Source organism: Faecalibacterium sp. Marseille-Q4896 (assembly GCF_017377615.1).
Lineage (GTDB): Bacteria > Bacillota > Clostridia > Oscillospirales > Ruminococcaceae > Faecalibacterium > Faecalibacterium taiwanense.
Map to the genome: position 1 here is coordinate 161,742 of NZ_JAFREG010000005.1, position 6,351 is coordinate 168,092.

The window sequence follows — 6,351 nt, forward strand, 5'->3', positions numbered from 1 at the left end:
GATCTGGCGCTACTTCAGCTGGACCAACCAGACGCTGGCCATGATCGTTCTGTGGGCTGCATCCATGTACCTGTTCAAGGAGAAGAAGAACTACTGGATCACCGCTGTGCCCGCTACCTTCATGAGCGCTGTGTCCTGCACCTACTTCGTGCTGGCACCTGAGTGCCTGGGCAAGATGATCAATACTTACGCAGACGGCAAGCTGGTCGCTTACAACACTGCCGTTGCATACCCCATCGGCATCATCTTTGCAATCGCAATGCTGGCACTCTTCATCCATGCCACCAAGAAGCACACCGCTTCTCAGAAGGCATAAGGATGTCTGCCGCACCGCATAAGCCTTAAACTCTGACACCCCCGCCGCTGCACCCCGCAGTGACGGGGGTGTTTTGACATAACAGACAAACCTTTTGTGCAAATCTTAGCAGCAGAAGGGGTTGCATTTTGAGGGCTGCAGTGCGAAAATAGAACCGGTGATTTTATTTGGAATGGCTGCAGCATCTGCGGCTGGACCGGAAACTAACAGTAAAGAAGGGAACTTCCATGATCTTCAAACCTGCACAGCTGGGTATGGCAAAGCTTGATAATCAGGAGCTGGTGGAGGACAGAAAGTCCTGCAAAAAGATCGGCCCCTGCGGCGTTGGCAAAAAGGCGCTGTACCTCAACAGCTTTTACATCGATCGCCGCTATTATCTGCCCTATGGCAGCATCAGCCGCGTGTTCAAGCGGGTGGCTATGAGCTCCGGCGGCTTTACCGGCAAGGGCATGTTTGCCTCCATGGCCTACCTTGTGGTGGAGTACGATGGCGGCAAGCAGAAGCAGTGCAACTTCAAGGACGAGCGGGATGTGGACAAGCTGCTGGAGGTGCTGGCCAAAGAGCAGCCGCAGATCCATCTGCTCAGCGCAGCCGGTGAGCAGATGCTGCAGAAGAAGGAAGCCGAAAAGGCCTCCCGCAAGCTGCCGGAAAGCGAGCTGACCGACGATGCCCGTCACAGCATCACCGTGCTGCGCAGGGCAAAGGAATATCTGGAAGCAAAGCCGGAAATCGCCGATGAGCTGAGTGCAGCCGAGCGCCGCAAGCGTGCCCAGCTGCAGAGCAAGCCGGTGTACCGCTATGTGGCGCTGGCCATCTTTGTTATGGGCATCGTCTCCGCGGCCTACGGCCTGTATGCCGTTACCACCCACACCGGCGGCTATGGCATCTACTTTGCACTGTTTGGCTTTGCAGCCATCTTCCTGTTCTCCAGCTACAACATGCTGCCCACCGCCCACAACAACCACAGCGCCATCATGAAGCGGGCCGAGAAGGCCGAAACTGCTATGGCAGAATACGTGAAGCACTACCCGAACGGTGCCTTCCCGGTGCCCAGCCATTACGCACATCCCATCGTGCTCAAGCAGATGGCCGATGCCATCGAAGAGGGCCGCGCCGTCACCGTGCCGGAGGCTTTGACTGCCGTGGAAAACCGCCTGAAGTCCCTGAATGCAGACGTGCAGGTGGAACAGGAGGAATACGACGAGGTGGTGGTCATCAAAGCGATGTTCCTGAACCACGATTATCAGTAAAAAGTAAGCAAAGAGGGCTTTTCCTTCGGGAAAGGCCCTTTTGCTTTGCCTAACTTCTTGCACAGCAGAATCGTTCGTTTTATAATGAAAAAGGAGAGTCTTTACACCCACGAGTGGAGGAAACAGCTATGGATCTGGTCACCCTTGGCAGCACCGGCATCACGGTGAACAAAAATGGCTTCGGCGCACTGCCCATCCAGCGCATCTCGCAGGAAGATGCCGTCTATCTGGCCCGCAAGGCTTACAAGGCAGGCATCCGCTTTTTTGATACCGCCCGCGCCTACACCGACAGCGAGGTGAAGCTGGGCGAAGCCTTTGACGGCATCCGCACGGAAGTGTATATCGCCACCAAAACGGCAGCGCAGAACGCAGAGGACTTCTGGAAGGATCTGCACACCTCACTCACCAACCTGCGCACCGATTACATTGACCTGTACCAGTTCCACAATCCCGCATTCTGCCCGAAGCCCGGCGACGGCTCCGGCCTCTACGAGGCTATGCAGGAGGCCAAAACCAAGGGCATGATCCGGCATATCGGCATCACCAACCACCGCCTGAAGGTGGCCCACGAGGCCATTGACAGCGGTTTGTACGAGACGCTGCAGTTCCCGTTCAGCTATATCTCCGGTGAGCAGGAGCTGGAATTGGTGAACAAGTGCAAGGCGGCAAATATGGGCTTTATCGCCATGAAGGGCCTGTCCGGTGGACTGATCACCAACAGCGCCGCAGCCTATGCCTTTGAGGCGCAGTTCGATGGAGTTCTGCCCATCTGGGGCGTGCAGCGTGAAAGGGAACTGGACGAGTTCCTCTCCTATATCGACAACCCGCCGCGCATGACCGACGACATCCGTGCCGTCATTGAGGGGGATCGTACCGAGCTGTGCGGCGAGTTCTGCCGCGGCTGCGGCTATTGTATGCCCTGCCCGGCAGGCATCGAGATCAACAACTGCGCCCGCATGAGCCTGCTGCTGCGGCGTTCGCCCTCGGCAGAGCATCTCAGCCCCGCAGGTCAGGCCAAGATGAAAAAGATCGAGGGCTGCCTGCACTGCAACCAGTGCAAGGCCAAGTGCCCATATGGTCTGGATACCCCCGCCCTGCTGGCCCGCAACTATGAGGATTACAAGCGCGTTCTGGCCGGTGAAGTAAAAGTTCAGTAACACAAAAGCTCCTGCCCATTCAGACAGGAGCTTTTGTGCTTTATGCGGCAGCTTTTGGCTGCTCAAAAATCCTCATCGATTCCTTATAGCAGTGTGCGAAGTACACGATCTCGGCAAGGGCGGTCAGCGCCCAGCTGCAGGGGTACAGTGCGTACAGCGAGGGAATGGTGTGAAAGTGCGCGAAGATGGTGTATACCCAGATCACCCGGAACACGCAGGAACCCATTACCACAATAATGGTGGGCACCACAGTCTTGCCAAGTCCGCGGGAAGCGGCGATGGTGCAATCCATAAAGGCGGAGATGCAGTAGGCAAAGCCCATCACGCCCACGCGCTTCATGCCGGCATCAATGACGGCGCTCTCGGTGGTGAACAGGGCAAGGAAGGTGCGGCCAAAGAGGAACAGGCTTCCGCCCAGGATCAGGCCCACACCAAAGGAGTAGGCCAGACTGATGAAATAACTCTTCTTTACGCGGTCCGGCTTGCCAGCGCCGTAGTTCTGGCTCATAAAGCTTGCACAGGCCATATAGAATGCGGCCATGCAGTCGTAGATCATGGCATCGGCATTGGCGGCGGCGCTGTTGCCCTTGACCATGAGAGAGTCGAAGGAGTTGACCCCTGCCTGAATGAACAGGTTTGCAATGGCGAAAATGGCATTCTGGAAACCGGCCGGAAGACCAAGGCCCAGAATGCTCTTTGTTGTGGCGGGGTCCAGATGCAGCTTTTTGGTGTCCAGCACGTAGCAGTCCTGCACTTTGGTCAAAGCGTGCAGGATCAGCCCGGCAGAGACGCACTGCGAAATGGCACTGGCCAGCGCCACGCCCATGACGCTTAACTGGCACACGATGACAAAGAACAGGTTCAGTGCAATGTTCAGTGCACCCGCAATGGACAGGTACATCAGCGGCTTTTTGGTGTCGCCGATGGCGCTGAACACAGCGTTGCCGAAGTTGTACAAGGCCAGAGCGGGCATACCAAGGAAGTACACCCGCAGGTACAGGATGGCACCGGGCAGCAGGTCGTCCTTGGTGTTCAGCAGCCGCAGCATGAAGGGGGAACCCAGCAGGCCGACGAACAGCAGCACCACACCCGCGATCAGGCTGACGATGGCGGCGGAGTGGACAGTCTTTTCCACATCGTGCTCGTGCCGTGCACCGTAGAAGCGGGCCACCAGCACGTTGATGCCGCCGCTCAAGCCGATCAGGAAGCCGGTGAACAGGCTGACGAGGATGCTGGTGGAACCCACCGCGCCCAGCGCTGTAGAGCCTGCAAACCGGCCTACCACGGCCACGTCCGACATGTTGAACAGCACCTGCAGCAGGTTGGAAAGCGCCAGCGGCAGACTGACCAGAAAGATCTGTTTGGCCAGAGGGCCTTCGGTCAGTGTTATGGTATTTGATTTCATGTTCTCTTTTTATCCTTTAACCTAAACCGTGCCCGCGCACACCGGGGCACACCCTCTATTATATGGGCCGCTGCGGCTTTTGCAAGATAGCATCGACATTTCCTATTTGATTTTTTTGTGTGGCTGTGCTATACTACTTTACACCGATGAAATAAATATGTGCGATCGTAGCTCAGCTGGATAGAGCGTTCGGCTCCGACCCGGAAGGCCAGAGGTTCGAATCCTCCCGGTCGCACCAAGAATCCCCGACACACTTTCGTGTGCCGGGGATTCTTTTTGTGCGACCGGGAGGATTCGAACAGCAACGACGACGACCGCAGCCAGCGGCTGAAACAGGGAGGAGTTGTTGGGGCCGCGTTCTGATTTTTCAAAGCCCTGCCAAGGGGCTGCAGAAAAATCAGCAAACGCAACCCGTCAGGCCCTGCGCAGCAGGGCAAGCAATCAGCCCAGCGGGCTGTTGCTTAGCGCGCGGTTCCCAGCGTGTAGGAATGTCTAACAACAGGCTGCGATTTACGGTGCGCCGGGAGGATTCGAACAAGGCGGCGGCGCGCAGCGTCGCAAGCAAAGCCACAGCGCGGCTTTGCTTAGCCTGCGGTTGCCAACCTGTAGGAATGTCTAACAAGAGGACTACTGTTCATCCGGGGAAAAATCGAACTGTCCTGAAACCCGTAAAACACATCTGTGTTCTGGTTTTTCTTTTTTCAGTGCGCCGGGAGGATTCGAGTTATCCTTTTTTGTTTTTCATCCAGATGCGGTACAGCCCGTCTGTGATGAGGGTCTCCCGGTATAAAATGGGGGTGCAGCATGCTTCCCGGATGGGAATGGGCAGATTGCCGGTGGCGTAGAATGCTGTCTGCGGGCCAAGCTCTGCGCAGAAACGTTCCGCCAGACCGTCCAGCAGGCTGGCGGTGCCCAGCACAAAGCCGTTCTGCAGGCAGGAAGAGGTGCTCTTGCCCAGAATGGATGCAGGAGCCTTTGCGGCAAGGTCGATCTGCGGCAGCTGAGCGGTGTTCTTTACCAGTGCGCTCAGCGAGAGCTGCGGCCCGGGTAGGATCACCCCGCCCACAAGTTCCTGCTTGGCATTGACTGCCATCATGGAGATAGCGGTATCGGCTGAGATCACCACCAGCGGCCCGGAACACTCTGCCAGTGCAGCAACAGCACCGCATAAAAGCTCGGCACCCAGCTGGGCGGGGTTGTCCAGCCGAAGCTTGATGCCGCTTTTCAGGCCGGGGCCGACTGTCAGGATGCGCGCATTGCAGAGGATACGCAAAGCGGAAAGAACCCGGCCGCTCAGCACGGGCACTACACTGCCCAGAATACCGCCTTCAATTTGTGCCGGCGAAGCACCGTGCAGAGAGAGCAGATTCACCAGACGGATGGCGTATTCGTCCACCGTTGCGGCGGTATCAGAGTGCAGCCGTCCACAAAAACGCAGAGTATCCTGCTCGTAGCCGCCCACGGTGATGTGGGTGTTGCCAATGTTGACGGTGAGTATCATAAACAAAGCCCTCCTCTGCAGCGCAATATAATGTATATATAATATAATAGCGCACCCGAATAGCGCGCCCGCCGCGGATGTTGACACAGGACATGGCGCTTCTCCCTTATAGAATAAGTATAGCTATATCATACAGGATACGGGGATAACTCCATAATACGTTCTGTGCACTGTCTTGTCAAGAAAAAGGCACGTCCTGTAACGGGTGAAAAACAGGGAGATCCTTTATTCTGCAAAGAAAATGGAAAAAATCCGTCAAAAAGTGTTGACAAGGAGGCGGGTGTGTGGTATTATACTTGAGCGCCAAGCGCTGAGGCAAAAGAATGACTTCCAAAGCCACAGCAGGAAGCCCTTGAAAAGAACCAATAGACGCTGAAAAACGCCAGCTGACGCTGAGATGTTTAAAGCGTTCCAAGTTCAGAAAGTTCAAAAGCTTCTAAAAAATAAGGCTTGACAAAAAACCACTTCGGTGGTAAAATGAACAGGTCGTCAGCCGCAAGGCTGAGGCGTACAGGACCTTGAAAATTGAACAATATCGAAAAACTTGTAAGGAACCTTTTAAGTGTTTGGAAAAACACTAAAAACAATTCCAAAAGTAATTCACACAGGACGCAAGCGATTGCGTGCTGAGCGAACAAGATTTAACACTTTTAAGTGATAAATATCATTTATAAAGAGTTTGATCCTGGCTCAGGACGAACGCTGGCGGCGCGCCTAACACA

At 55.5% G+C, this 6,351-nt stretch carries 5 protein-coding genes and 1 tRNA gene; 4 read left to right on the forward strand and 2 right to left on the reverse strand.

Translation table 11 applies throughout. The features are described from left to right. The 3 genes from J3348_RS10105 to J3348_RS10115 all read left to right on the forward strand — a co-directional run. On the forward strand, positions 1 to 316 hold a 316-nt coding region (locus J3348_RS10105), incomplete at its 5' end, for a carbon starvation CstA 5TM domain-containing protein (protein ID WP_278251697.1). A 227-nt stretch (positions 317 to 543) separates the two neighbouring features. Next, complete coding sequence (locus J3348_RS10110; RefSeq protein ID WP_207698905.1) at positions 544 to 1,566, forward strand: ATPase P; 1,023 nt, start codon at positions 544 to 546, stop codon at positions 1,564 to 1,566. Positions 1,567 to 1,694: 128 nt separating this feature from the next. Further along, positions 1,695 to 2,723 carry an aldo/keto reductase gene (locus J3348_RS10115; RefSeq protein ID WP_207698906.1) on the forward strand — a complete coding sequence of 343 codons (1,029 nt, stop codon included), beginning with the start codon at positions 1,695 to 1,697 and terminating at the stop codon, positions 2,721 to 2,723. Between the two features lie 40 nt (positions 2,724 to 2,763). Here J3348_RS10115 and J3348_RS10120 read toward each other — a convergent pair whose 3' ends face one another. Continuing rightward, positions 2,764 to 4,128: an MATE family efflux transporter gene (locus tag J3348_RS10120; protein ID WP_207698907.1), complete on the reverse strand. Its 1,365-nt coding sequence runs from the start codon at positions 4,126 to 4,128 to the stop codon at positions 2,764 to 2,766. Positions 4,129 to 4,289: 161 nt separating this feature from the next. On the opposite strand from J3348_RS10120, the gene J3348_RS10125 reads away from it, so the two are divergent. Beyond that, positions 4,290 to 4,366 (forward strand) — tRNA-Arg (locus J3348_RS10125). 486 nt (positions 4,367 to 4,852) lie between these two features. On the opposite strand, the gene J3348_RS10130 is transcribed toward J3348_RS10125, so the two are convergent. After that, positions 4,853 to 5,629, reverse strand: coding sequence for a type III pantothenate kinase (locus J3348_RS10130; protein WP_044953371.1), 777 nt, complete (start codon positions 5,627 to 5,629; stop codon positions 4,853 to 4,855). Positions 5,630 to 6,351 lie beyond the last annotated feature (722 nt).

Excerpts from the sequence above, each read along its gene's own strand:
- J3348_RS10110 (WP_207698905.1), top strand. The coding sequence starts at position 544 with ATGATCTTCAAACCTGCACAGCTGGGTATGGCAAAGCTTGATAATCAG.
- J3348_RS10120 (WP_207698907.1), bottom strand. The coding sequence starts at position 4,128 with ATGAAATCAAATACCATAACACTGACCGAAGGCCCTCTGGCCAAACAG.
- J3348_RS10115 (WP_207698906.1), top strand. The coding sequence starts at position 1,695 with ATGGATCTGGTCACCCTTGGCAGCACCGGCATCACGGTGAACAAAAAT.
- J3348_RS10130 (WP_044953371.1), bottom strand. The coding sequence starts at position 5,629 with ATGATACTCACCGTCAACATTGGCAACACCCACATCACCGTGGGCGGC.